Below are 24,195 nucleotides of genomic sequence, written 5' to 3'. Positions count from 1 at the left end.
CGCTCATGCAGCCATTCGTTAGCTGAGTCACCTGGCTATTACTGACCCCTACATTCAGTTCTCATTCCCCTCTCAACAGGTGTCCGCAGTCGGTCGAAAGTGGAAGGTGGCCTTCCCCTCGTTGGCCAACTGCAAAGTTCATGGTCCTGGTCGAAGGCTGCGTTGGAGCTTCCAAACAATGCCGCGTATTCACCTTGTTTCAAAAGTACGCAGATCGGAGTACACATCGACGCTTCAGGACTGGGAATTTGATTTTTGTATTTTGGGCTGAAATTCCTCAGCTGGAGAGAGTGATGAACGCGCTTGGGTGGACTGTATTTGCTGCTAGATCCAACTGGCTGTTGGTCTTTGCTGGTCTACTTGCTGGCTGCGCGACCACCTCCGGAACCGAGCGTGCCGTTCACCTACAGGTAGTGCCCCTCTGCCCTGCAGCGGATACATGCGACAACCAAATGCTCACCGCGCAGAAGGCCGCTATCAGAGCACAACGCATGCCACATGGTGCAGACGCGAATCGCGGTTGGGCGACCTGCGCGGGGATGGCATACGAGGCGATCCTCCTTGGGGATGAGGATCGGCTGCACGCCAGGTCTCTTGCTACCCGTTGCACCGACCAACTCCTGCAAGCTGCACTGCGGGAGGGTGTGCATGGTTGGAGAGAAGGTCCGCGGCGTATCGGCGGCGTAGCGATGTGGGTGCAACTCCGTGATCTGTCGCCTGACCTACAGCCAGAGTTGGAGCTAGTTCGCGCGGCAGACGTGCCAATGAAAATCTATGGTGGCCAGCGCCATTCGAGCACTGGATTCGGTGTTCCGCTCGTGGCACATTCACCACGATGCGATAACCGTCCAGCCTGCTCATTACTGCCTTCGGAAGGTATCTTTCGCTCGGCGACCGCGTGGATTGAGCCAGGTGTGGACGGTGAGATGCCGAGGTTGGTCGTTGCCAATCCAGACCGCACCTCCGTCCCTCCTGCCTTGGGCGCGCTGTCTGTGGATCGATCTGCTCCCTACGCCCGCGGCGCGGGTACGACGGCCCTGCGTCGGCAAGGCGTTTGGGGGTTGCTCGGTGGGAAGACGGTCGGCAGCCGTGCAGGTGTCTATCTGCTTGAGGAATATGACCCGAATCGGCGCCCCGTCGTTATGATCCACGGTCTTGGAAGCAGCCCACTGATCTGGGCCAGGACGTCAAACGCAATTTGGGGCGACCCCTTACTGCGACAACACTTTCAGGTCTGGCATGTGGTGTATCAGACCAACGCGCCGCTACTGGTCACCCGGCGCCGCATGAAGCAGTACCTGGACACGGCGTTCAACGCGCTTGATCCAGAGGGGGACGATGCCGCGCGTCAAGGCATCGTGCTGATCGGACATAGCATGGGCGGGGTACTGGCCAAGCTACTTAGCGCAGACAGCGGAAGCGCGCTGTGGTCAGCCGCATTCAATGTCCCGCCAGATCAGCTGCAGGGCGCCTCGGCGGATGTTGACGTCATTCGGGAGACATTCCTGTTTTCGCACTACCCCGGCATCAATCAGGTGATTTTCATGGCGGCACCACATCATGGAAGCCCTGCAGCTGATGGTTGGCTCGGTCGATTGATGAATCGCTTGGTGGGGCGCCGGGTCCCCGAGATGAAGGCGCTCGCCCGGGTGGCGAAAGCGCAACCAATGGCTGTACGCGAAGAGCTCCGCGAGAGCTACCAGCAGTCCCGGTTGAACAGCATAGCGACGCTGAGGACGGCACAGCCTGTGCGTCGAGTGGGGGAGTCGCTGATGCCTCATCCCGGCGTTTCCTACCACACGATTGCCGGGTATCTCCATGGGGAGCACCCCCCTGGGGATGGCGTGGTACCACTGGACAGCGCGTTGCTGCCAAGTGCAGCGTCCACCCTGGTCGTCGACTCGGACCACTACGTCTATCAGAACAGCAAGGCGGTTGATGAAGTGGTGCGCATTCTGCGCCAGGCCGCGACAACGAGGCCATGATCTGCCCCGCTTGCTCTTTCACAGCACCAGCTTCCCAAGCCCGGCTGCGATCAGCAGCAGGCACTCGCCGATGATGCTGACGTACTCCAAGAACCCATTCTTCAGCTCAGCCCCCTCCGCAGCTGACGCGGACCAATACGGGTAGAAAGCCACGGCGGTAGCCAGCGTGAATCCTGCCAGTGCAATCGCGGCCTACTCGACGTAGTAACCCGACCCGGTATCCAGGAAAGACCAGCGAGACAGTGGGGCCAGAACACTGGACAACGCCGAACTGCCGCCCGTGAAGCCCAGACTGCCGGCTAAAAGGTAGATAGATCGCTGGACTTCAATCTGGGGGTACAGCCCCGCCGTCTGGGCGCCGTGCCAACAACCCGGCGGGATCCCCGACTTTGATGCTCCGCACCTCCAATGTCTGACGTGCGGTTGACGATGCCGGCAGCAAGAATGTTAGTCAGCGTAAGTAAGGAATCCGTATTCTGAACGACTGCAGCGACACCATTCACGGAGTCGCTGTAGTCGCGCGCTAGAGCGCCGGCTAGCTCAAGATGCTATGTACTTTCGAGAAATATCTGAGATCTTTGCCGTCCCCGCGAGTTTCATTGCTAAGCGAAGCTCGGTCTTGAGTGTCTCCAGAACCGACGTGACACCTGCAGCGCCACCGAGCGCTAGCCCATAGAGAACCGGGCGGCCAACGGCCACGGCGTCCGCGCCCATGGCCAAAGCCTTAAAAACGTGCACGCCACGACGGATTCCTCCATCAAGATATACCGGCACCTTGCCTTGGACAGCTTCTACCACGATCGGCAGGGACGTAATTGCTGCGGGAACGGTATCGAGCTGACGCCCGCCATGGTTGGATACTTGAATCGCAGCCGCCCCACGCGCAATTGCTTCTCTAGCATTGTCGGCAGACTGGATCCCCTTCACGACGACAGGAAGACCGGATTCACGCGCAATGAACTCCAAGTCTTCGAAAGTTAGATTGCGCTTGAATACAGTAAAAAGCTCAGCCAGGGTTGCGCCCTTTGGAGCGCCAGGGACGTTTGGAAATGGAAGATCGGACGGGAAAACAAAGCCATTTCGCCGATCAGCCTCACGATTGCCAGCCCATTCGAGGTCAACAGTGAAGACTATGGCGGTTGCGCCCATCGCCTTCGCTTGACGAATCAATTCGCGATTCACGCCCTGATCTTTGGTGTAGTAGAGCTGGAACCACTTGGGGCCTTTGCTTGCCTTACCGATGTCGGCTAACGACACATTCGCCAAGGTCTGCGCAGTGAACAATGCGCCCGCATCTGCGGCACCCTTGGCAGTGTCTTTTTCGGCGTTGACATGAGCTAGTCCATGAGCCGCCATTGGTGGAATGAAGATGGGGATGTCCACTTTGGAGCCCAACAGCGTCGTCGAGGTGTCCGGCTGATCAACCCCAGCAAGGTAGTGCGGGAGAATCTGAACATCATCGAAGGCTCTGACGTTCTCGCGGAGCGTCCACTCGTCTCCCGAACCACTGCTGATATAGCCGAATTGAGGCTTTGGAATGAGCTTGCGGGCATCCTCCTCAAGGTCATAGAGGTTGATGATGTCGAGCTTCCGCTCCGCAGTCCCGGCCTGGTAGCGCGCCGCATTGCTTGGTGTAGCGGCTGCGGCACCGGTCCCTGCGGCCAGCGCATTGGGTGAGTGGGACAGCAGACTGGCGGAGGCAGCCGCCGCAAGTGTGCCAACAAGTACTTCTCTGCGAGTTGTCATTTCCGGACTCCTGATAAAGTTGAGTGGATCCGCTGATTGGTGCTTCCCGTGTGTTGCCCTGTAGAGAGTTGACACCTCCTCTTCACTTCGCTGCGAGCATCAACGGAGAGAGATTCGATGTCTCTTCAATGTGATTCGCGCATCAATGGCAGCATTGGCAACGAGGTGAATCTTTCGCTACAGCACCAGCTTCCCAGGCCCGGCTCCGATCAGCAGCAGGCACCCGCCGATGATGCTGACGTGCTCCAAAAACCCATTCTTCAGCGCAGCCCTCTCTGCGAGGGGCGCGGACCAGTACGGGTAGAAAACCACGGCAGTGGCCAGCGTGAATCCTGCCAACGCAATCGCGGCCCACTCGACGTAGCAGCCGGCTGCAATACAGGCCCCGGCTATCAGCTGCAGGGCGATGGTTGCCGAGAGTGCTAGAGCCGGTAGCGGCAGGCGCTTGGCATTCACCTCAGCCAATCCTGCTTTGAAGTGAAACAGCTTCTCGATGCCGCTGCCCACAAACAGCACGACCAGCAGCAGCCGGCCAACCAGCAGGAGGGCGTCATTGACGCTCACGGAATCGTTCATTGCATCCTACCTGCCGTTTCAGTACCCCGAGACGGAGCGGGCGCGGGGGTGAGAGTGACCGTGCAGGTCATGCCGGACACCAGCATCACATCGCTTGGTACCGGATCCAGCGCGATGCGCACGGGGATGCGTTGGGCGAGGCGAATCCAGGTAAAGACCGGGTTGACGTTGTGCAGTTGGCCATCGCCGCCGGCGTTGTCGCGGTCCTCGATACCGGTGGCGATGCTCTCCACCCGACCGGTCAAGTGCCGGCCACCCGCCATCAGGCGGATGTCCGCCGTGTCACCAATTCGTATGCCGGGCAAACGGGTTTCCTCAAAATAGCCATATACCCAGTACGAGCCGCTGGCAATGATAGCCATGCGCGATTGGCCAGCTTGGCCGTAGTCACCGGTGCGCAGGGTCAGGTTGGTAACCACGCCATCGACTGCGGCGGTCACCCGGGAGCGCTCCAGATCGCGTTGGGCGACCTGCCGGGCCGCCAGCGCGGCTTCATAAGCCGCCTCGGCGGCATGTACTCCGGAGCGGGCAGCGGTATGGCTGCTGCGGGCTTGGTCCGCGGCGGCCGAGGCATCGGCCATTGCCTCACGCGAGATGACCAACTCACCCAGCGCGGCGCGGCGGCGGGCTTGAGCTTGCTTCATGCTGCTTTCCGAGGCGCGTTCTGCGGACTGGGCAAGTGACAGGCCCCGCTGAGCCGCAGCCTGCGCAACGTCCGCTTCTGCTTTGGCCAGCGCATCTTCGAAGCGCGCCGGGTCGATCACATACAGAAGCTGCCCCTTCTTCACGACCTGGTTGTCCTGAACGTGCACTTCGACCACGGTGCCGGACACGTCGGCAGCTACTTGCACTACATCGGCACGTACGCGCCCGTCCCGGGTCCACGGCGCATGCATGTAGTCCTCCCAGAGCCAATGGGCGAGCAAAAGGGCGATGGCCAGCAAAAGGGCCGTCAGGGCAAAGCGGATCCAGGAGTGAGTAGTCATAGCGGCAATGTAGGCACTGGTTTTATCGACCAAGGGTCAGTCCGGCAGCTGAAAACAGCGCCAGAAATAGTGATGCGCGGAACAGCGAGGGATGCCAGACGTGGCGATACAGCCCGGTGCGAGACAGCGTCAGGTCCAGGCCGACGAACAGCACCGCGCAGGCCAGCAGGATCGGCAGCAGGCCGGGGACCAACATCCCGAGGAATCCGATTTCACGGGGCATGAGGTCCTCCTTGAGTGGGTGGCGAGAAGCTGGAATGGATCGGCAACTCTTCGTCGGTGAGAGTTAGCTCGACCGAGCGGAGCAGGGCGCGGATGCGGAACCAGGCCAGCACCAGTGGTTCCTCGTTGAACTGACTCAACCGTGGCAAGGCCTGCAGAGCTGCATGCGTCGCAGCGAGTGCCTTTTCATGGGTGGCAGGGCTGGGGTGCTCAAACAACTCAGCCACGGCACTGGCCCAATTCCGGCGTGCGCCAGCCCATTGAGCAGGTAGCTGCGCGGCGTGTTGCTGGCTGGCTTCCCTGATCTGGATGATGGCCCGCCCCACCTCCATCGATGCGAAGGCCCAGCCAAGCAACTGCCGTCTGCCAATCCGCCCCTCCTCCGGCCGGCCCATCGCCTGCAGGATGAAGTCACGCATGCTGCTCTCAAAATGCAACAGAAGCGTTGGCCTGACCGGCGCTCGGGTCGCCGTGCGCGCGACCAGTGCACGGATCTGGGTGAGGTAGCGCGCGGTGACCCATGCGCCGGCGTAAGGCACGAGTATGGAGAACGACAGGCTGGCCACACCGATACCGATCAGCATCGCAAAGCCGGTGTCAAGCAGGCCCATCGGATCGTACTGATGCGGGTTGTTGATGTTGCTGATGAAGCAAAAGTAGATGTTGAAGCCGAGACCAAAGACAGCCAACTTCGGGAACGTACCCAGGTAGCTGCCAAGGAAGACCACCGGCGCGATGGCCATCGCAAGCTGGGTAAAACCATCCAAGCGGGGCAGCGCGAATGCATCGAAGACGAATGCCGCCAGCCAACCTGCCAGGCACCCCAAGAAGATGTTTCTGCTCGCCTTGGACGGAAACGGCAGCACGGCAAACAACGCGCTGGTGATGGCCGCTGCGATTACGGCGCTGCCACCGCCCGACCAGCCCGAGGCGACCCAGAACCCTGCGACCAACAAGACGCTGATGGCCGCGCGCAACCCGGCCGCGGTCGCAGCCATGCCATTGGCCGTGCTGAGGATGCGGGTCCTGCGTGGCGGGTTGGCCCGATCCGGCTGCGCTGGCCGATCGCGAATGGCGATAAAACTGCGCAGGTAGGCGCGCAGGTCACCCACGGCGAAGTACAGCGCCGACGCCGCCGCTGCAAAGGCGTCTTCAGTGTCCGTGTCTTTGACATGCGTGTCGCGCAGCCGCGCGATGGTTGCCGGCAGGGAAGCCACCAAAGCGTCCAGCCGCAGCTCCAGAGCACGTACCTCATCCAGAGGGATCCGGCCGTTCTCACCAGCCTGCGGGAGCAGCGCGTAGACCTCGTCAAATAGCGCGTCGATGGCCACCATGGCCTGTGCCGCGTTTGCGCGCTCGGCTCTGGCGCGGATCTGCCGCATCATGTGGAAGCCGGCGGCAGTATCCAGAAAATCGTGGTTGAGGCTGGCCATCAACGGCGCACCGAGCCGGAGCGCAGGATCCTCGAAGATCGCCGCACTGCGCAGCTGCTCGATCTGCGCTCTCTCACCCAGCAACTGCAGGTGCAGCCGACTGGCCCGTGGCTGGGCGTCATTCACCTGCCAATGCAGGGAATCGCGGATGAAGCCGATGAACGTGCTGGCGTGCCGTTGCCCCAAGGCGAACAGTGCTTCCTTAACGTGCAACGGGAACAACAGCGCGCTGACCAAGGCTGCGGCCGCGACGCCGATAACGACTTCGCTCGCCGTATGTACTACGTTGTCGAAGACCGCGTACGGAGCATTCCAGGCTGGAATGGCCACGATCGCGGTCGCATAGCCCGTCAGCACAAAGCCGTATGACTGGTAGTTACGGTAGTAGGCAGCCCCATACACGCAAACAGCGAGCCAGGCCGCCAGGGCGATGAAGAAGACCAGCGGCTGCTGCGCAAAGGCAGCAATGAGAACCAGTCCTGCCAAGCACCCTACCAGCATCCCGATCGCGCGATAGATGCCGCGTGCGATCACCATCCCGACGTGCTGATGCATCATCAGGATGACCACCGAAACGGTGGCTGTGCGCGGGGGTGCCAGATTCAGCCGCATGCACACCCACAGCGCCAGCACCAAGGCGAGACACGTCTTCGTGGCGTGCAGAAGACGTGGCCGGTCTTCCTGCCACCACGTGGCCAGGTGTGTCGTAATGGGCGCGGGGGTGAGTGGCGCAGTAGATGCAGACATAGTGCGCAGCTCGGAAGAGGGGGGCGGGATAGATGTCCCGCCCCCGTGGGTACTACTTACTCGGACTGGTCGTAGGAGAACTGGATGCCCGCCGTACCGCCGGTCTCGATGAAGAGCTTCATGAAGTCCGGAACGGTTTCTTTACGCTGCCAGTCGCGCTGGAGCTCGCAGAACAGCTGCACCACGCTGATCGGCTTGGCACCAGCCTGCTCGATGCGGCGAAGCGCGGCTTCGTGGGCGGCCACAGAAGTACCACCAACCGCATCAACCACCACATAGACTTCGTAGCCTTCGCGCAGGGCGTCCAGCGCCGGGAAGGTCAGGCAAGCCTCGGTCCAAAGCGCGGTCATGATCAGCTTCTTGCGGCCGGTTTCTTCGACGGCCTTGCGGAACTCGATGTCTTCCCACGAGTTGATGGTGGTGCGATCGTAGGTCGGGTAGTCGCCCAGCACCTTACGCAGCTGCGGAATCGGCGGCTTGTTCAGGCCGGTCTTCACATTTACCGTCGAGTGCACGATTGGCAGGCCATAGGCCACGGCGGCCTTGGATGCGCCGACAATGTTGTTGACCAGCAACTGTCGATCCATCGAGGCGATGGAGTTCACCTGCACGGGCTGGTAGTCGATGATGATGAAGGCGGAGTTCTGCGGCGTCAGAAGGTCATCTTTCTTGGGGTCACGGATCGGTTCGCTGGACATGTCATTCTCCGGGGGATTGGCGGCAAAGCGCCGCAGTGGATGCCCTGTGTGGGGCGATAAAACTCAGGCCAAACGCTCAAGCACCATGACGATTTCTCGCGATTCAATGTCCGCATCGCCATCGGCATGGAAGGATTGGATATGCGGACTATGGTTGTGGTGATGCTGCTGGTCTTCAGGACTTGCCCACCTCTCGATGAAGACGAAGCGGCCTTTGTCGTCAGCGTCCCGGTAGAGGTCGTAACGAAGGCTCCCCGCCTCGGCTCGCGACGGCTCGACCAGGCCGACCAGGTTGCTGCGCAGATGCTCTTCGCGGCCGGGCTTGGCACGGAGCACGATCAGCACATTGAGTTCATTCATGGGACACCTGTCTGGCTGGGAACAATTCGAGATCAGCATTAGCCATGGGAAAGTCCGGCGGTAGTCCCCAAAAAATGACCTGACCGTCTCATTGCGTGAACAGTTGGGGGCCTGTGCTTACGATGCTGCCTTGTGTTGACACTCAGTTAACGAAACGCAACTTGCCGGGACGTCATTCGACAGACAGGGCGCCAGAGTCATGAACCGCACGTCCACCTACAAAGGTCATTAGCGACCTGAGCGTGTGGATCTTTTTGGCCGGCATCGTGAGATAGGGCTGATCCAGGACGGCAAGATCAGCAAGCTTTCCGGGTTCCAGCGAACCGCGGGTGTCTTCGGCGAAGGACAGCCAGGCGGCAGTGCGTGTGTACATGCGCAACGCTGCGTCGCGGCTGATCAGGTTGTCGTCTTGCCGGCGCACACCAGCCAGAGGCTGGCCATCGATGTGGTACTGGATGGCGTGCCACACCCCGGCCACGCCGATGCGCGTGGAGTCGGTCCCGCCTGCCACCGGAATACCGAGTTCCAAGGCGGCACTGACGGGTGCCGCAGACGCTGCGACGTCGACCGAGTTGGCCGCGTGAATTGCGGTCGTCTCAAAGTAGGGACCCATCTGCACGCTGTAGGCCAGGCCTAGGCGCGCCATGCGCTGCAGTGTGCGATCCGAACCAGTGTTGAGGTGGGCAATCGACCAGCGCAGAGGCCGCAGATCGTGCTCACGGGCCACCTCCTCGAAGGCATCGAGGATCGCACTCGCGGCATCATCGGTGTAGGCATGGATCTCCAAGGGGATCCGTTGCTCCGCAGCGAATCTCGCCACCTTGGCCAACTCGTCGCGCGCCGCAGCCGAAGGGTTGAACCCCGGCGCCATCAACACGCCGTCGTTCATAGCGGTCACCAGGTTCTCGCCCAAGCCTAGGAACGCGATCTGGCCATCGTCGTGACGGGGCGGTCGATAGGCCATGACGTGCCGGAACCACTCGGCCTCACCGCCATTGGTGACAGCGGGAATCCGGTAGCCGGCCCTGAGGGTCAACTCCCCTCGATCTCGCAACAGGAACAGTGGTTGATAGGTCTCGGGCGGGCCAGCGGACGGGTCGATGAACCCGGTCACGCCGCGCGCATTGAGGTCGGCAAAGAAGGTCTTGAGGCTCTTATAGTGATCGGCTGTCTGGCTCAGCCGCGCGAACAGCGCGTTGAAGGGGCCGATACCACCGAGCAAGCGGCCTGTCGCTTGACCATTGGCATCGCGCTCCACGGTGATGCCCGGTGGCAGCTGCGCGTCGGGTGAGTCCAGGCCCAACGTGTCAACGCCTGCGCTGTTTACCTGCGCATAGTCATACAGGTACTGAACGTATGCAGGGTGATCCGGAACGGCCTGGTCCAGGTCTGCACGGGTGGGGCCACGGCCTTCGTCGAACTGCTCGGGATGCCATGAGCCGACGACGGCAACCCACTGGTCAACAGGGCGGGCCGACGCGTCGCGCCCCAGTTTTGCCAACGCCGCGGCCAAGCTTCCTTCGTCATGCCAATAGGTCTCAAACGTGTACGTTTGTCCACCTCGGATTGCATGGGCGTGAGTATCGATCAGCCCAGGCACGACCGTGTGCCGCTGCAGGTCGATGACCTTGGTGCTCGGACCGATGTGACGTTTCATGTTGCTATCACTGCCGACCGCGAGAATCCGCCCGCCCTGTATGGCAATGGCGGTTGCTCGTGGCGACTTCGGATCCTGTGTCAACAACAGGCCATTGCGAAGAACAATCTCCGCATCCTGGGCAAGGGAGGGACCCGGCAGAAGGAACAGGAGTGAAAGCAGAAGGGGTAAGGGGCGCACAGCCGTCTCCGTGACTTGGCAAAACATGGATAGGCGCACGGCACGCCGTGCGCCTTGGTCGAATCAGCGTGCAGGCGATGCCTTTTTAGCTGCATCAGCTTCAAGGGCCTCTACTGTGATACGAACCTCAACCTCATCGCTGACCATCGGCAATGCCACGGATAGTCCGTAATCAGAGCGTTTGATCGTTGTCGTGGCATCAAAGCCAATGGCCGGCGCATTGAACATGGGATGCTGAGCTTCCCCGTTCAAAGTTGCATCGAGAACGACTGGACGTGTGACGCCATGTGCCGTCAGATCGCCCTGAATCCGGAACGCCCCACTTGTCCCGACACGCTCGACACGGGTGCTGCGAAACGTGATCACCGGATGCTGGGCGGCATTGAAGAACTTCTCGCTCTGGAATTCGGCGTCCAGCACCGGAACCCGAGTGCGGATGCTGTTGACCGGCATGGATACCTGGACCGACGACTTGGAAGGGTCTTCTCCATCCCAGATCAGAGTGCCGGACAGGGCGTCGACACTGGCCGCGGGATTGGACAGCCCAAGATGGTTCCAGCGGAAGTCCACCTGGGTGTGGGTCGGATCGATGGTGTATGTGACCGGCTTGGCCGATGCGGTGGCTGCCGCCAGTGACGAGACAAGGGCGAAGGAGAATGCCAGTACCTGATTGTTCATGGGGAGGGTCCTAAGAAGTGGTTGGGGCTGCCTCGCAAGAGAAACAGCGCTTTCCCGTCAGTAGCGCCAGAGCGCTTCCAGGCCGACGAAGTGAACGGTTTCTGCATTGCCGGTTTCGCGAATGAAATCGCCGGGCTTGAAGACGGAGTACGCGGCCTCAAAACTCAGCTGGCGGGAGACCTCCCAGCCCAGCACGACGTCACCTTGCGTGCCGATGTACGCGGCGCGACTGTCGCCGGAGGCGCGCAGCAGGTTGCCGGAGACGCCATACACGCCGTCCTTGGTGCTCTCGCGCCAGTAGAAGACCATCGCCGTACCCAGTGACCAGCCGTTACCAAGGTCCAGCGTCACCGACGGGTGCAGGTTGATGAGATTGGTCGGGCCAATCAGGCCGATCTCGCCGAAGTATTTGCCCTTCGGGAACAGCACGTTGAAGGTCTGCAGCTCGGGATCGTTCGGATCGCGATCACCGCTGATGATGTTGGCCTTCATGCCTACGCGTGGTTGCAGCTTGACGTCGCGGAAGGTGTACCGGACATCGCTGGCCACCGACCAGGCCCGTACCGGGGCACCTGCGAAGTTGCCGAACTGGTAGAAGCCCTCCAAGTCCCAACTCCACCCCGAATGCTTGCCGAACAGGCGCGCTCCTACGGTATTGCGAGTTTCCGGTCCCGAACCTTGGTTGTAGCGAGAGTTGTCAGCAGAGAGACCTAGGTAGTACACGTCCAAGCCGGTACCCATACTCTTCCTTGGATCCAGGAACGTGGCGTAGATCCCCCAGAGCCGCCGGTCGCGATCAGCGTGGTCGTTGTACGACCCCATCGCATTGCGCACCGGCCTGACGAAGAAGACGTCGGTGCGCGAATCCGATGTTCGCCAGCTCAGCGTTCCGCCATCAAACGAGCGAAGCACATTTGGTCCGTAACGCACCGAGATCAGGCGCTCGCTGCCGTACGCCATGATCTGGCGACCCAGACGCGCGGTAGCACCTGCCTCAGAAGAGGGGTAGGACAAGTCGATGAAGCCCTGTAGAACCTCGGCTCCGGTGTCGTCCACCGGCCCGATCGTGCGGTCATCGCGGTTGGCCGTGGTCAGGTTGAGTTGGGCGAACGCGCGCGCGTGCTCGCCCACATGCAGGTCGGCGTAGGGCAGCAGGCGGTAGAGCTCGTAGCCTTCGTTTGGAACCGCCGCGTCGCCAAACTCGTTGTTCTTAAAGTGCTCGTAGCGTGCCCGTAGCTCGGCGCCCACAGTCAGCGCCGAGGACTCGCTCAGCGGAATCCACTTTCCCGCCTCCCACCAGGCACCCGTGCGATCAGCCGGATCTGCGAGGTAGCGGTAGTCTTCTGAGTGGCGCCAAGGATCTATGGACGGAGGGGCCTGGATGCCGGCCTCCTGTGCAAGGGCTGTCGAAGCGCTGGCAAACGCGACAAGCGCACATGTCAATGCAATCGGAGGGGGCGACCCGTTCATGCTCCCCCCATTGCCAGCTTGATGGCCAGTTCAGGAAGGGCGACACGGAGAACCCTCTTGAACGCATGCGCCGCCGCTCGAGATGCTCGCACATGTGGGAATGGATTGGCCCAGCACATGATGGCACCTATCGCGGGGGACGGAAGGGAGGCGGCCGCCTTTGGCTGACACTCAATCCCGCTGTGTGGCGAGTTCGTAGTTCTTCGGCAGATGTAACTTGGTGCAGCCGTAGGCAAACGACAGGACTACCGTGTACCTTCCTTGAGGCCCAGCAGTTGCCACTCCCAGCGCAAGCCTTGGCCAAAGCCGCCACCGTGCTCAGCGAAGAGCTCTGCAATCGGCTCGGCGCTCGGCCGACTCCAATCCCGCTGCAGTTCGCTGACGTAGGCAATCGTGGTGAGCGGGCGGGCTCCGGCCTGGATCATGCGTTGGACCCCACGCTCGTGGCCTTCTTCAGTGCCACCAGAAGCATCCGTGACGAAATAGACCTCGTAGTCCGCTGCCAGTGCCGAGAGGACGGGCATGCTTAGGCACACCTCTGTCCAGAGGCCCGCCATGACCAGCTTCTGCTTACCGGCTTGTTTAACCCATTGGACAACGCGGGGATCGTCCCAGGAATTGAGGCCTGTGCGATCGATCGGTACCTGGTCCGGATGCACCGCCTGCAGTTCCTTGAACAGAGCCTGCCGTTCGGCAAAAGCTGTGGTGAACAGTGTCGGCACCTTAAATACCTTGGCCGCTTTGGCAAGGAACACTGCGTTGTTGACCACTACCTCGTTGGGATGGGATCGCAAAGCTAGTAGCTGAAGGTACTGGTGATCGATCAACAGTAGCGCGTGATTCTCAGGCGTAAGCAGGGTGTCGTCTTTGGTCGCTGTCATTGTCATCTCCGAGTCGTGGGATACCCCATGGCGAGCCATGGGGCCTGCGGCAAGCATTAGCCGCGCTGCGAATCCAGCTTTTCGTGGTTCTTCTCGACGTCCTGCGCTTTCATGTAGCTCTCGATCAGCAGCTGGTAGTTCGGGAAAATCTTGGTGTAGATCTCGGCCCACTGCTGGGCATCATCGCGATGCCAGGTGCGCTGGATTTCGGAGGCTACTGCGGCGGTGTCCATCGGCACCACGCCCGCCTGAGTCACGCGAGCCAGAGTGATTTCCTCTGCCATCTTCGAGTAAGTGCCTGACGCATCAACGACAGCGAACACCTGATAGCCATCGGCAGCAGCGGCGATCGACGGGAAGGCCATGCACACGCTGGTGATGGTGCCGGCGATGATCAGCTGCTTACGACCAGTGGCCTTGACCGCGGCGACGAAGTCGGGGTTGTCCCAGGCGTTAATTTCGCCCTTTCGCGCCACGTACTTGGCGTGCGGTGCAGCTTCGTGGATCTCAGGGATCAGCGGGCCGTTTGGGCCCTGCGGTACCGAAGCGGTAGTGATCACCGGCATCTTTGCCAGGGTCGCCATCTTCGCCAGCGCGATGGCGTGGGCGCGCACAGAGGTGAATGGCATGTCACCGATGGTCTGGAACAGGCCACTCTGGTGGTCGATCAGCAACATCGCAGCGTTATCCGGGTCAATCACCGGGCGCGCACCGTTGAAGTTGGCGGGTGTAGTCATGGTCAGTCTCCTGGGGGAAGTGGGCGATGGCCCGAAAGGCGTGGCGGACCGGAGCCCGCCAAGTTGGAACGTCAGTGTGTGATTTGACCGAAGCGACCGCTGTTGAAGTCATTGACCGCTTGGGAGATTTCCTCTTGGGTGTTCATTACGAAGGGGCCATAGCCGACGATCGGCTCGTCGATAGGTTCACCGCTGAGCAACAGAACCGTTGCATCGCTGGCAGCTTCCACGAACACCCCCTCGCCAGAGCGATCGAGCATCACCATCTGAGCTTCGCCAATGTTCTGCACGCCATTCACACGAACGCTGCCCTTGAGGACTACAAGCGCGAGCGTCCATCCCTCCGGTGCCGGCAGCCTTGTGCTATGGCCGTGCTGCACCCGCACGTCCCAGACATTCATCGGGGAATGCGTCTGGGCAGGACCCTTGGCACCACTGAACTCGCCTGCGATGACCCGAACCCGCCCTGCCTTCTCAGGCAGGTCAACGACCGGGATGTTCTTGTCCAGAAGCGTCTGGTAGCCCGGAGGGCTCATCTTGTCTTTGGCGGGCAGGTTCACCCACAACTGGACCATATCGAGGGTGCCGCCACGGCGAGCGAATTCAGGGGTGTGGTATTCCTCATGCAGGATTCCGGAGGCGGCCGTCATCCACTGGACATCACCTGGACCGATTGTTCCCCCGGCACCGGTGGAGTCTCGATGCGCGACTTCACCCTCATAAACGATGGTAACGGTCTCAAATCCCCGGTGGGGGTGCTGGCCAACGCCGCGCTGCTGCTCGGTGGGATCGAAGCGATACGGGCCCGCATAGTCCAGTAGCAGGAAGGGGCTCATGTGCTTACCGTGGGTGCCGTAGGAGAACAGGGAGCGGGCGGGGAACCCATCGCCGACCCAATGGGGGCGCGGGGCGCTGTAGACGCCGACAACTGCTTTCATCGTGAACTCCGTCCCGGGCTGTGGCCCGACTCTTGTGCTAGAGAGAAGGTATTCCCGAGACGATGGACGCGGTAGTCACTAAGTTTTACCCTCAGAGTCCTACAGGGAGAACGCTGCGCTCAGGGCCCGTCCCTGTTGGACGTGACGTTCGCTCTCATCTACGCGCAAGCCAAGAGGAACGGCCGATGCAAGATCTGAACGACCTCTTCTATTTCGCCATGGTGGTTGAGCACGGGGGATTTGCTCAGGCGGGCCGCGCCATTGGCGTTCCTAAATCGAAGCTGAGCCGGCGAGTCGCCCTTCTTGAGGAGCAATTGGGGGTTCGCCTCATCCAAAGGTCGACACGTCACTTTTCCATCACCGAGTTGGGTCTGGCATTCTTCGGCCGCTGCAAGGCGATGATGGAAGAGGCCGCCGCGGCCCGTGCTTTGGTTGAGGTCAACCAGACCGAGCCCTGCGGAAGCCTGCGCCTCACCAGTACGACCGAACTCCTGTCGGGAGGAGTTAGCAGGCTCGTGGCGGAGTACATGGCCCTCTACCCTCGGGTCAGTGTGTACCTCAAGGCCTATAACCGGCCGGTGGATGTCATCAGCGAGGGGTTTGACGTTGCAATACGCGAAAGCAGCGGCCAACTAGCCGACTCGGAGCTTGTTCAACGGGTACTCGCAAGGCGTGAGCAGATCCTTGTGGCGGCCCCCATTTTGTTAGACCAGCATGATCGTCCGGTTGTGCCGGCTGACATTTCTTTATTCCCTACGCTCGAGTTGACGAGCACGCCGGGACCCCATGAGTGGCGGCTTGCCCAGCGCGATGGAAGCAGTACGCGAGTTCGCCACCATCCGAGGCTATGCAGCGATGACATTGAGACCATCCTGGCAGCAGTACGCGGTGGATCCGGATTGGCGATCCTTCCCATTTCAATGGTCGATGCCGACCTGAAGGCAGGCACGCTTTGTCGTGTTCTGGAAGACTGGGAATGTCCGGAGCATATTGTCCACGCGATCTTGCCATCCAGAAGGCACATGCTTCCGTCGGTAAGAGCATTTGTCGATCACTTGGTCGAGAATTTCGCGGCGAAGGAGTAAAGAGCGATGAAGATGCCAGGGCGAGCGGTAGATCTCAATGACCTGCTGTACTTTGCATGGGTAGTCGAATACGGCGGATTCTCCCAAGCGGGTCGAGCACTTAACGTTCCCAAGTCAAAGTTGAGTCGCCGAATTGCGCTACTGGAAGAGCGACTTGGCGTCCGCCTTATCCAACGTTCAACGCGCCGATTCTCCACAACCGAAGCGGGCCAAGACTACTTCCGGCATTGCAAGGCCATGCTCGTGGAGGCCGCTGCTGCAGAGGAGGCTATTGAACTGACACGTTCGGAGCCGAGAGGCATCGTACGGATCGCATGCCCTGTCGCTTTGCTGCACTCGAGCGTGGGGCCAATGCTCGCTGATTTTCTGGTAAAGAACCCCAAGGTGGAAATTTCCCTCGACGCAACCAATCGCCGCGTCGATGTAGTCGGTGAAGGGATCGACCTTGCCATTCGTGTGCGTCCACCGCCGCTGGAGGACAGCGATCTTGTCGTAAGGGTCCTATCAAAGCGTACGTGGTGCTTGGCCGCCAGTCCGTCATTGATCGAGAAGCATGGCATCCCCGAGGTTCCAGCCGACATAGCGCGTACTCCGACAGTTGACTTAACCAGTCGCGACTCCTCACACATTTGGGAGCTATCCGGGACTGGCGGCACTATTGCTTCGGTTCACCACGTCCCGCGAATGGTGACTGACGACATGATCACATTGAGAACTTCAGCCCTCTCGGGGGTCGGCATTGTCATGCTGCCGAAGATGATGCTCGCTGACGATTTAAAGCGTGGAGACTTGGTTCCTGTCCTGCCGAATTGGATCCCAAAGCATGGGATCATTCACGTGGTCTTTCCTTCTAGACGTGGCCTTCTTCCCTCCGTACGTGCGCTAATCGACCACTTGAGCGCGAGCTTTGAGGCCATTAGAGAGGACTAGTTTTCAAATGCTTTCAGAGAATTGATGCGTGCTGGCCAAGCCTGCAGTCAACTCTATCTACTTGCGAAGGCCGCTTCCGGCCAGGAGCGGACGGTCGCGACTCCGGAATGAAGCCGACTCGCACAGCGAGATCGGCTTGAATGAATTGTTAGGCAGTCAGCCGTTGGCCTTGAAGAGCTGCCAGGTCGTCAATTGTTGCAAGACGGCGCAATCACCATCATTGTTCCAGACCGCCTTTCCAAGGCCCCAATAAAAACGGTGGATTGTGGTTCCGGAATTGTTTTTGGCCGTCGTGTTCTTTCCACTCTTTGTCCATAAAGAAACGAGATCTCCTTTCTTTACAGCCTTGTCCGGAAACCAGTATGTATGTCTGAGCTTGTTTGAAACCTTGTCATCATCGGCATATGTGGTGTCACATAGCTGATACTTGCCAACGTCACAGTCAGCGGTGACTTGAAGCAATACATACTCTGAATCAAAGTCGCCCTGTCCGTGCACTGAAATAATTTTAACGTCCATATGTACTCTCCTGTCTACCTAACCACCTAAAAGACGGGTCCAGAGGTCCGGCTATACGACTTACCCACAAAGTGCCGTATTGCGGGCTTTCCCCTTGATACAGCTCGATCTTAAGGCGACTGGGTCCGGCTAACAATCCAGCGTATAACCGTACCCAACGCTAGCGCTAAGCCCGGCGGCAGCACCAATGGCCGGTATGGGTCGAAGGCGGACGTTACCACCGGGCCAGCCGCCAGGCCGTCCAAATGTCTGCTTCCGGCCAGAAGCGGATGGCATCGCTGCTACCTCTCACGTGTAGCTCGGCGATCAGGCCAGTTCAGGATGAATTCCTCCTGCTCCGGAGTCTCCACCGCAGCAGGTCGCACTGCGCGCACTTTAGCAATTGCATCGGTGCCGTCCGAAGCGCAGCCTGTTTCAATGAGAAGCATCGACGCCACGGTCCCCGCCCGACCCAAGCCTCCCTTGCAGTGCACTACGATCCTGCTTCCGGACAAGAGTTCGGCTGCGAGCTGGGGTCCTAGGGACTTCCATGGCTCTAGTAGTCGTGCATCTGGGGCCGCGCCATCCGTAATCGGCAGGCCGTGCCACTTCAGCCCGTGCGCTTGGGCACGCTCTGCCAACGAGGAGATTCGCAGCTCTTGGAACTCCCATGGCTCAATCAAAGTGATCAGGTGCTGGGCTCCCCACCTAACTATCGACGCTAGATCGAGCTCCAAATCTCGAGCCCAAGCCCCCGTCATTGCTACGTCTTGATGTTTTCCCGGTGCGAAGGTGACACCGATCCCGCCGCCGTTCATCCCGACAGGCAAGGTCGCAATCTGCAGTGGGTGGGAGACACTTGTTCTACTCATCTGCGCTCTCCGAAATCGATTGCCACTTAGGGCGGGAAGCAAACGCTGCCCGCTTTCGAACTGAATGTCCAACCGTGAGCCTGGTGGTGCAGCTAGAACCTGGCTGAGTGCCGGAAGCAGCTCAAAATCGCCCAATTCCTGAGAGAGTATCCGAGCCACATTTGTAATGACCCACCGCCTTCTGCTCAGATCATGCGGTTAATGTAGCAGCATAGGCCTCGTCCGATGGATCGCATCTTGTCATCACGATAGATGCGTTTCGGCCAGAAACAACCAGCGCTCGTGATCATCTCCGCCGCTGATTGCCACATTTCCCTGAAAGCGTCAACAGCCCAACCAATGGTCAAAAGACTGAGGTTACGGTGTCGAAATGTTGCTGTGCGTGTCTTAGCCTTTTTCGTAAGCAGTCTGGCGAAATCCGTGTCAAATCGGGCTTTCGCGAACTCTAACGAATGACAGCAGATACGGATTGGACAGCTCGTGGCCACTGTAGAAAAAATCGCCTACACGCACCCATCTCCTATGGTGGATGCGGAGCTTGAGACCATCACCTGGGGCGAAGGTGTCAAGGGCCAAACCATGTACATTCCACAGATTTTCTGGCGTGACAGCACCCCGTGGCGCGAAGCCAACATGTGGGTCATATGGCAAATCAAACGTGGCTCCAAGAAAGTAGAGACGGCGCAAAGCGCTATAGGTCACTTGCGAGCCTTTGCCGCATGGCTTGAAGAAAACGGGATGACATGGACTCACTTTCCCGAGAGGGAGGATCAGCGTTGTCTGACGATATACCGGGGTCATCTGATCAGACAGCGCGACTCGGAACAGCTCATGCCTTCCACAGTTTCTGCCCGGATGAATGCGGTACTCCGCTTCTATCGATGGGTGATGGGGAATGGCTTGATAGTGGCCGACCAGCCGTTATGGAAGGACAAGTCGGTACTTGTGCAACTCGATCAAAAGTACGGAATGCGGCGCAGTGTTCTTGTCACATCGAGCGAACTTAGCATCCCAAATTCGAGAGCAAACCTCCTGACACTTGAAGGCGGCGTCCTCCCAGTCTCGGTAGAAGTCAGCCAGAGAATCGTCAGCTTCGCCTCCAGACATGGTTCACCCGAAATTGCCCTTCTGCTTCGCACCGGCTTCGGCACGGGCATGCGTGTAGGAACCGTCCTGTCGCTAAGAGAAAGGACAGTAGAAAGGGCAGCGCCCCATCCCTCGTTTCCAGGGTGGTTCACAATCGCCGTGGGCCCAACCGGCGCAGTGCCCGTAGACACTAAGTTCGGCAGAAGCGGCGAGATCCTCGTCCCGGGCGCAGCGATTGAGGCCCTGATGGGCTACATCCGATCTCCAAGGCGCTTGCTGCGTATGGCAATGGCCAAAGCTGAGGATCGCGACCTGATCTTCCTCACGAAGTCAGGGCGCCCATTTGGCAACAACTCCAGCAAGAGTATGGCTATGAATACACAGATCAGCCGACTTCGCAAGAAGGCGTCCGATATAGGAGAAAGCTGCCTCGTCGGTTTCAACTTCCATCGCGCGCGCGCCACCTTTGGAACCGAGTTGGCCAAAGCTGCCCTCAAGCATGGCGGCATCACTTTCGCCATCTGGCTTGTGAAAAGTGCGCTCATGCACAAGAGCGAGAAGGACACCCTCAGATACATCAAATTTGTGCAGTCTATTTCAATTCTCGAAGAGACTGCCGACCAATTTTCTCACGAGTTCTTTGGGATGCTTCCATGACAATGAAAATGCATCCTATGGAGTTCCCTGAGATCCGCCAGAGCTCTTCACAGCGACTCTTCGACCTCCGCTTCCTGGCGTACAGAAACGGGGCGTCACTAGACTGCGTCGCGCTCCGCTTCAGAACTTTTGATCAAGCAAAATCCAAGGGCCTGCTTGGCCAGTTCTTACCGCACCGCTTACCTCTGCTCCTGAAGTTATACGAAACAATGAAACGCGGCGTGGCTGCCGGGGATACAAGTCCGACCACCTACTCGAGGCTTCGGGCTGCGTTTAAATTCTACGAATGGGCTGATGTTGAGCAGCGCCGCGTCGATCTATCAACAGCCGCGGACAGCTTTTTGGAATGGTGCGAACACGTCTATCAAAGAAGTCTCAAAGGCAGCGAAATGAGGATATCCTTGAGTTCTGCCAATAGTTTGGTCGGCAGGCTGGATACCGTATTAGTGCGAGCGCTTGGCTTTAACCGCTCTTTAGTAGCTGCGACCAATCTTTCCAAGCGCCCTCCACGACAAACATTCCTGGCTGATAGACAGGACATGCGATCCCTCGAGATCTTTGGCAGATCCTTGGTAGCGATCTGCGATTCCCTGACGCCGGAGTTGACCCTTGGCCGTCTTCCGGTTGTTGTAAGGGTTGGCGACAGCGGATCCATCTCACACTGGTGCGGTCTTCTGCCGCCGGAGAATGTGGCTGCGCAAAGTATGCCTGCGAACAGCTACAAGAAAGCCGAGTCAGACCGAGCTCGGCTTGCTTGGGAGCTCGATCCGAACCCTCGCAAGCGGCTCACCGTATTCAACATGCGAATCCGGGCAGAAATGTTGATTTTTATAGCTCAGACTTCCATGAACTTGGCTCAAGCCCAAGCACTGAAGCGCGAAAAGCTTCGCAGCTATGTGGAAGGGGAAATGGTGGCCTATGTCAGAGCATACAAGGGACGCCGCCAAGGTGAAGTTGTCTTCCGCGCGTTTCGCTCCTATCGAACACATTTCTCTCGCTACCTAGATTGGCTTGACGCTTGCTTCCCTGACCGGCAGGAACTGTTGTTTCCTATTGTCGGCCTGCAAAAGCGAACCACATGGAAATCCCAAGGATTTCAAAAACTGAAGGAAGAGTTGCTGGGAATTGGCGTCCCCTTCTTTGGACCCATGGTCCTGAGGAGAGTGAAGGCAAACTGGCTTGCAGAGAGGATCGGGAACCGATCTGTATCTGTGGAGGCAATCCAGCACCTTGAATCGACAAACGCTGCCTATCAGCGCCCAAATCTGTCGAGGGCGATGGGCGAGATATCCGAATTTAATAGGATGATCGAGCAGGCATTGGCTTCCGCTGGCCCAGGCCAGTGTAGTGCTCCCTTTCAGCCTTGGCAGATCCAGACGTCGGCAGTGAATGCCCCCATCCCTGACTGCGTCAATCCTGCCGGCTGCTTGTTCTGTGTCAACCATCAGGACATCGAGAGCCTTGACTACATGTGGTCACTCGCAAGCTACAGAGCCCTTAAAGTACTGGAAGTAGCGAACCATCGAAATGCTCCGTTGCCGTCGAACGTCACTCCAACGGAAGACAGGCCACCTGCTGCTCAGGCCGCCGATGAGGCTTCAAAGAAACTGATAGAGCTTGGTGCCATCAGCCCAGTGGCTGCAGATTGGGCGAAGGAGGCAGAGGAACGAGTCCGGGAAGGTAACTTTCATCCCAAATGGGCTGGATTCATAAGACTAATGGAACTCGCATGAGCTCTAGAAAATTCTTTCAGATCAGTTCTGAATTCGTCTCTCGGTCACACGATGCCGCAAACGATACTATCGAGTCGTGGCCGCCACCAGATGACTACGCTCTGGTCGTTGATGAGTTTGGATCCGTTGTGTCTCGGATTGGGGATCCTTATTGGAACTTGACCCCTTGGACGCGCACTCCTACCCGGCTCAGTTTTGAGAGCGTCTCCAGCAGAAGGCGCTCGCTTCCGCTGGATCAGGCCAACGCCAAGATCTTCAAGTATGTGGTACTAACGTGGCTCTTCGGTCCCAATAGGGTCCAGAAACCAAGTTCGGTGGTCGGAAAATTTGAACTTATGAGGCCGCTGTTTGTCCTCTGCACCCAAGCAGGGATTTCTGCGGCGGATCTTTGGCGTTTTCCGGCCGTCGTTTCGAGAGTCAAAGACTGCTTTTCGCGTGCCCGTGCTCGCGAGAGCATTACCATCCTTCATCAAATCTATCTACTCCGTCGGGAGACTGGGTTCTTCATCCTGTTGCCTGAGCAGATCAACGAACTTGCGAGCAAGATTCCTACGCACGAACGCAGCCAGACACCATACATCCCGCCGAGAATATGGGCGCACCTGATGAAGAGATGCAAGTCATGCCTCGAGGATTTCATAGATAACTCTAGTCGAGTGGAGGCTCTCTTCAAGTTCTCAATTGACTCCTATCGGGTAAACTTGATAGAAGGCAAGAATCTCTATGTCGATTCTTTCTCAGCAGGCAGGAATCCGTTCTCCACTCCGTCCGGAAATCGCGGCACTCGCACGTCGGTAGTTATTCACGGACCATTCCAACACTGCGCTGAGCAGTTTGGCGTGCGCAATTTGCTATCAAAGTGGATAAAGGGAATGCCGACAGAGGACGTGGCTCTGAAGGTCAGCGATCTGTCTAAGTACCTGTCCCTGATTACGCTTTGCGGCGAAGTGTACATCTCGTGCTTCGCGCTGGCGCGAGTGAGTGAGGGGAGGAGTTTACGCGCAGGCTGCATTGAACAAAGAGTCGACAGCCTCGGGCTTCCTCTAACTCTGATCAGAGGGCAGACGACCAAGACGATCGAGGAAGATACTTATTGGATCGGATCAGATTTTTGCAGGAGCGCTGTTGCCGCAATGGAGCGGGTTAGCCTTCTACGTATGTCGTGTGCAATCGAAGACCCCCGGACTCCTGCAACGGGGGAAGACCTCGACAACAGACCGCTCAGACTTCGCGCCTATGAACCTTGGATACCCAATTCCGGCGATGTGGGCCTTCCTATCGACTCGCTTCCCGGAGCACAGGCCCTGGCGAAGACCTTGGATGAATTCGAATTCCTACTGGATGACGGGGAGCTTCAGATCACGCCCGACGACCTTAGCATCGCTCTGTCCGTTACCCCTGGATTGGACCCTGAGAAGTTCGCAATCGGCAAGAGGTGGCATTTCGCATGGCATCAGCTTCGTCGGACTGGTGCAGTCAACATGAACAGTTCGTCGCTCGTCAGCGATAAATCTCTCCAACTTCAGCTCAAACACTCGGCTGAGGCTATGACAAGATACTACACACAAGGATATTACAATCTTGATTTGGTGCTAGATGAGGGCTCGAGGAAAGAGTTCCTTCTGGCACTTTACGATGGAGTAGCGAAGGACATGACAGCCTTACAGGGGCCGTACTTCTCCAGTCCATTCGGCGACAACCACAAATCATCTCTTCTGAACCTTGTTTCAGAGAAGAAGCATAAGCAGCTGGTCAAACTCGCTCGCCAGCATGACATACCCTATAGGAGTACGTTGCTCGGAGCCTGCACCAATCCCTCACCCTGCCGATTCGGCGGAGTAGATGCCTTGGTTGAATGTGCCGGCCGCTCAGAATTCTGCGCGTTCGTACTGGTAGACCGCAGGAAACTTCCCGCCCTCGGCGAACTTAAGGCCGACCTGCGCCGAACTGCCGGAGAAGTCGATCCTGACAGCCCACTCTATGCCAGCCTGACAGCTCAAGTAGCCGCTATTGAGCGAGTGGAAGATAGCTCGCGTTAAC

General features: G+C 58.9%; 21 protein-coding genes. 6 read left to right on the top strand and 15 right to left on the bottom strand.

Features of this window, described 5'->3' with window-relative positions:
• Positions 1-140: 140 nt before the first annotated feature.
• Positions 141-1,985: an alpha/beta fold hydrolase gene (locus ABE483_RS10905; RefSeq protein ID WP_346481681.1), complete on the top strand. Its 1,845-nt coding sequence runs from the start codon at positions 141-143 to the stop codon at positions 1,983-1,985.
• 540 nt (positions 1,986-2,525) lie between these two features.
• Here ABE483_RS10905 and ABE483_RS10900 read toward each other — a convergent pair.
• The 13 genes from ABE483_RS10900 to ABE483_RS10840 form a co-directional block, all read right to left on the bottom strand.
• Positions 2,526-3,731, bottom strand: coding sequence for a lactate oxidase (locus tag ABE483_RS10900; protein WP_346481680.1), 1,206 nt, complete (start codon positions 3,729-3,731; stop codon positions 2,526-2,528).
• Positions 3,732-3,908: 177 nt separating this feature from the next.
• Positions 3,909-4,307, bottom strand: coding sequence for a DoxX family protein (locus tag ABE483_RS10895; RefSeq protein ID WP_346481679.1), 399 nt, complete (start codon positions 4,305-4,307; stop codon positions 3,909-3,911).
• A complete protein-coding gene (locus tag ABE483_RS10890) occupies positions 4,304-5,326 on the bottom strand; it encodes an HlyD family secretion protein (RefSeq protein WP_346481678.1) in 1,023 nt (340 codons plus the stop codon). The genes ABE483_RS10895 and ABE483_RS10890 overlap by 4 nt, the downstream gene beginning before the upstream one ends.
• Positions 5,316-5,516, bottom strand: coding sequence for a DUF1656 domain-containing protein (locus ABE483_RS10885; RefSeq protein ID WP_346481677.1), 201 nt, complete (start codon positions 5,514-5,516; stop codon positions 5,316-5,318). Before ABE483_RS10885 ends, ABE483_RS10890 begins: the two co-directional genes overlap by 11 nt.
• Positions 5,506-7,695 carry an FUSC family protein gene (locus ABE483_RS10880; protein WP_346481676.1) on the bottom strand — a complete coding sequence of 730 codons (2,190 nt, stop codon included), beginning with the start codon at positions 7,693-7,695 and terminating at the stop codon, positions 5,506-5,508. Before ABE483_RS10880 ends, ABE483_RS10885 begins: the two co-directional genes overlap by 11 nt.
• A 56-nt stretch (positions 7,696-7,751) precedes the next feature.
• A complete protein-coding gene (locus tag ABE483_RS10875; protein WP_089241649.1) occupies positions 7,752-8,393 on the bottom strand; it encodes a hydrolase in 642 nt (213 codons plus the stop codon).
• Between the two features lie 63 nt (positions 8,394-8,456).
• Positions 8,457-8,753: a putative quinol monooxygenase gene (locus tag ABE483_RS10870; protein ID WP_089241651.1), complete on the bottom strand. Its 297-nt coding sequence runs from the start codon at positions 8,751-8,753 to the stop codon at positions 8,457-8,459.
• 172 nt (positions 8,754-8,925) lie between these two features.
• Positions 8,926-10,410 (bottom strand): amidohydrolase, encoded by a 1,485-nt coding sequence (locus tag ABE483_RS10865; protein WP_346481675.1) that lies wholly within the window; start codon positions 10,408-10,410, stop codon positions 8,926-8,928.
• A gap of 243 nt (positions 10,411-10,653) precedes the next feature.
• Positions 10,654-11,268, bottom strand: a complete 615-nt coding sequence (locus tag ABE483_RS10860) for a YceI family protein (RefSeq protein ID WP_346481674.1) — start codon at positions 11,266-11,268, stop codon at positions 10,654-10,656.
• Positions 11,269-11,325: 57 nt separating this feature from the next.
• The gene (locus ABE483_RS10855) at positions 11,326-12,738 is read right to left on the bottom strand and encodes an alginate export family protein (protein WP_346481673.1); all 1,413 of its coding nucleotides are present in this window, start codon (positions 12,736-12,738) and stop codon (positions 11,326-11,328) included.
• Positions 12,739-12,983: 245 nt separating this feature from the next.
• Positions 12,984-13,619, bottom strand: coding sequence for an isochorismatase family protein (locus ABE483_RS10850; protein ID WP_346481672.1), 636 nt, complete (start codon positions 13,617-13,619; stop codon positions 12,984-12,986).
• Positions 13,620-13,675: 56 nt separating this feature from the next.
• The gene (locus tag ABE483_RS10845) at positions 13,676-14,356 is read right to left on the bottom strand and encodes a hydrolase (protein ID WP_346481671.1); all 681 of its coding nucleotides are present in this window, start codon (positions 14,354-14,356) and stop codon (positions 13,676-13,678) included.
• A 71-nt stretch (positions 14,357-14,427) separates the two neighbouring features.
• Positions 14,428-15,294, bottom strand: coding sequence for a pirin family protein (locus tag ABE483_RS10840; RefSeq protein ID WP_346481670.1), 867 nt, complete (start codon positions 15,292-15,294; stop codon positions 14,428-14,430).
• 185 nt (positions 15,295-15,479) lie between these two features.
• On the opposite strand from ABE483_RS10840, the gene ABE483_RS10835 reads away from it, so the two are divergent.
• Together ABE483_RS10835 and ABE483_RS10830 are read left to right on the top strand one after the other, a co-directional pair.
• Positions 15,480-16,379 carry a LysR substrate-binding domain-containing protein gene (locus ABE483_RS10835; protein ID WP_346481669.1) on the top strand — a complete coding sequence of 300 codons (900 nt, stop codon included), beginning with the start codon at positions 15,480-15,482 and terminating at the stop codon, positions 16,377-16,379.
• A 6-nt stretch (positions 16,380-16,385) separates the two neighbouring features.
• Positions 16,386-17,309 carry a LysR family transcriptional regulator gene (locus ABE483_RS10830; RefSeq protein ID WP_346481668.1) on the top strand — a complete coding sequence of 308 codons (924 nt, stop codon included), beginning with the start codon at positions 16,386-16,388 and terminating at the stop codon, positions 17,307-17,309.
• A gap of 156 nt (positions 17,310-17,465) precedes the next feature.
• On the opposite strand, the gene ABE483_RS10825 is transcribed toward ABE483_RS10830, so the two are convergent.
• Positions 17,466-17,828: a hypothetical protein gene (locus ABE483_RS10825; RefSeq protein ID WP_346481667.1), complete on the bottom strand. Its 363-nt coding sequence runs from the start codon at positions 17,826-17,828 to the stop codon at positions 17,466-17,468.
• Between the two features lie 281 nt (positions 17,829-18,109).
• Positions 18,110-18,568, bottom strand: a complete 459-nt coding sequence (locus tag ABE483_RS10820; RefSeq protein WP_346481709.1) for a cyclin-dependent kinase inhibitor 3 family protein — start codon at positions 18,566-18,568, stop codon at positions 18,110-18,112.
• A 591-nt stretch (positions 18,569-19,159) separates the two neighbouring features.
• On the opposite strand from ABE483_RS10820, the gene ABE483_RS10815 reads away from it, so the two are divergent.
• From ABE483_RS10815 to ABE483_RS10805, 3 genes are read left to right on the top strand one after another with little or no spacing between them, the layout of a single operon-like run.
• Positions 19,160-20,422, top strand: coding sequence for a site-specific integrase (locus ABE483_RS10815; protein WP_346481666.1), 1,263 nt, complete (start codon positions 19,160-19,162; stop codon positions 20,420-20,422).
• Positions 20,419-22,155 (top strand): hypothetical protein, encoded by a 1,737-nt coding sequence (locus tag ABE483_RS10810; protein ID WP_346481665.1) that lies wholly within the window; start codon positions 20,419-20,421, stop codon positions 22,153-22,155. The genes ABE483_RS10815 and ABE483_RS10810 overlap by 4 nt, the downstream gene beginning before the upstream one ends.
• Positions 22,152-24,194: a hypothetical protein gene (locus ABE483_RS10805; RefSeq protein ID WP_346481664.1), complete on the top strand. Its 2,043-nt coding sequence runs from the start codon at positions 22,152-22,154 to the stop codon at positions 24,192-24,194. The genes ABE483_RS10810 and ABE483_RS10805 overlap by 4 nt, the downstream gene beginning before the upstream one ends.
• Position 24,195: the final 1 nt, after the last annotated feature.

Origin of the sequence: Stenotrophomonas sp. TWI602 (genome assembly GCF_039674045.1) — a bacterium.
GTDB lineage: Bacteria > Pseudomonadota > Gammaproteobacteria > Xanthomonadales > Xanthomonadaceae > Stenotrophomonas.
Note: the sequence above shows the minus strand (reverse complement) of the source record. Positions and strands in the feature narration are given on the sequence as shown.

What these genes read in the sequence shown, in the direction of transcription:
- ABE483_RS10840 (WP_346481670.1), bottom strand. Translation starts at nt 15,294, where the DNA reads ATGAAAGCAGTTGTCGGCGTCTACAGCGCCCCGCGCCCCCATTGGGTC.
- ABE483_RS10865 (WP_346481675.1), bottom strand. Translation starts at nt 10,410, where the DNA reads ATGAAACGTCACATCGGTCCGAGCACCAAGGTCATCGACCTGCAGCGG.
- ABE483_RS10825 (WP_346481667.1), bottom strand. Translation starts at nt 17,828, where the DNA reads ATGGACGTTAAAATTATTTCAGTGCACGGACAGGGCGACTTTGATTCA.
- ABE483_RS10845 (WP_346481671.1), bottom strand. Translation starts at nt 14,356, where the DNA reads ATGACTACACCCGCCAACTTCAACGGTGCGCGCCCGGTGATTGACCCG.
- ABE483_RS10870 (WP_089241651.1), bottom strand. Translation starts at nt 8,753, where the DNA reads ATGAATGAACTCAATGTGCTGATCGTGCTCCGTGCCAAGCCCGGCCGC.
- ABE483_RS10885 (WP_346481677.1), bottom strand. Translation starts at nt 5,516, where the DNA reads ATGCCCCGTGAAATCGGATTCCTCGGGATGTTGGTCCCCGGCCTGCTG.
- ABE483_RS10805 (WP_346481664.1), top strand. Translation starts at nt 22,152, where the DNA reads ATGAGCTCTAGAAAATTCTTTCAGATCAGTTCTGAATTCGTCTCTCGG.
- ABE483_RS10860 (WP_346481674.1), bottom strand. Translation starts at nt 11,268, where the DNA reads ATGAACAATCAGGTACTGGCATTCTCCTTCGCCCTTGTCTCGTCACTG.
- ABE483_RS10850 (WP_346481672.1), bottom strand. Translation starts at nt 13,619, where the DNA reads ATGACAGCGACCAAAGACGACACCCTGCTTACGCCTGAGAATCACGCG.
- ABE483_RS10830 (WP_346481668.1), top strand. Translation starts at nt 16,386, where the DNA reads ATGAAGATGCCAGGGCGAGCGGTAGATCTCAATGACCTGCTGTACTTT.
- ABE483_RS10875 (WP_089241649.1), bottom strand. Translation starts at nt 8,393, where the DNA reads ATGTCCAGCGAACCGATCCGTGACCCCAAGAAAGATGACCTTCTGACG.
- ABE483_RS10880 (WP_346481676.1), bottom strand. Translation starts at nt 7,695, where the DNA reads ATGTCTGCATCTACTGCGCCACTCACCCCCGCGCCCATTACGACACAC.
- ABE483_RS10835 (WP_346481669.1), top strand. Translation starts at nt 15,480, where the DNA reads ATGCAAGATCTGAACGACCTCTTCTATTTCGCCATGGTGGTTGAGCAC.
- ABE483_RS10905 (WP_346481681.1), top strand. Translation starts at nt 141, where the DNA reads ATGGTCCTGGTCGAAGGCTGCGTTGGAGCTTCCAAACAATGCCGCGTA.
- ABE483_RS10895 (WP_346481679.1), bottom strand. Translation starts at nt 4,307, where the DNA reads ATGAACGATTCCGTGAGCGTCAATGACGCCCTCCTGCTGGTTGGCCGG.
- ABE483_RS10900 (WP_346481680.1), bottom strand. Translation starts at nt 3,731, where the DNA reads ATGACAACTCGCAGAGAAGTACTTGTTGGCACACTTGCGGCGGCTGCC.
- ABE483_RS10820 (WP_346481709.1), bottom strand. Translation starts at nt 18,568, where the DNA reads ATGACGGGGGCTTGGGCTCGAGATTTGGAGCTCGATCTAGCGTCGATA.
- ABE483_RS10855 (WP_346481673.1), bottom strand. Translation starts at nt 12,738, where the DNA reads ATGAACGGGTCGCCCCCTCCGATTGCATTGACATGTGCGCTTGTCGCG.
- ABE483_RS10810 (WP_346481665.1), top strand. Translation starts at nt 20,419, where the DNA reads ATGACAATGAAAATGCATCCTATGGAGTTCCCTGAGATCCGCCAGAGC.